The 343-nt window shown below is 65.0% G+C and carries 1 protein-coding gene and 1 pseudogene; one reads left to right on the top strand and one right to left on the bottom strand.

Annotated elements, in window-relative coordinates:
- Positions 1 to 197: membrane dipeptidase (locus tag EN851_RS34750; RefSeq protein WP_189587347.1), on the bottom strand; the 197-nt coding region annotated here is incomplete at its 3' end.
- Between EN851_RS34750 and EN851_RS34755 the strand changes: the two are divergent.
- Positions 117 to 343: pseudogene (locus EN851_RS34755) on the top strand (branched-chain amino acid ABC transporter ATP-binding protein); the annotation flags it as partial. The gene EN851_RS34750 and the pseudogene EN851_RS34755 sit on opposite strands and share 81 nt — an antisense overlap.

Raw genomic sequence — 343 nt, forward strand, 5'->3', positions numbered from 1 at the left:
GTGAGCTGCATGAAGCGGATGCCGAGATCGTAGAGCATTTCGATCAGGCCGATGTCGTCTTCTATCGGCAGCGGGTTTTGCAGCCCGAGGAAGATCGCCGTCCGGTTCGTGGCCCGCGCCTGCTCGATGTCGCCGGCGTCGTCGCGGCGCGTCCCGCCGTGGTCCTGCTCGACGAGCCCGCCGCCGGCCAGTCGCATGAAGAGACGCTGCGCCTCGGACAACGCATTGCCGAAATCCCGAGACTGTTCGGTTCGGCGGTGCTTTTGGTCGAGCACGATATGGACCTGGTGCGGGCGGTCTGCTCGGAGGTCACCGTGCTCGATTTCGGCCAGGTCATCGCTTC

This window comes from Mesorhizobium sp. M8A.F.Ca.ET.208.01.1.1, assembly GCF_004791315.1.
Lineage (GTDB): Bacteria > Pseudomonadota > Alphaproteobacteria > Rhizobiales > Rhizobiaceae > Mesorhizobium.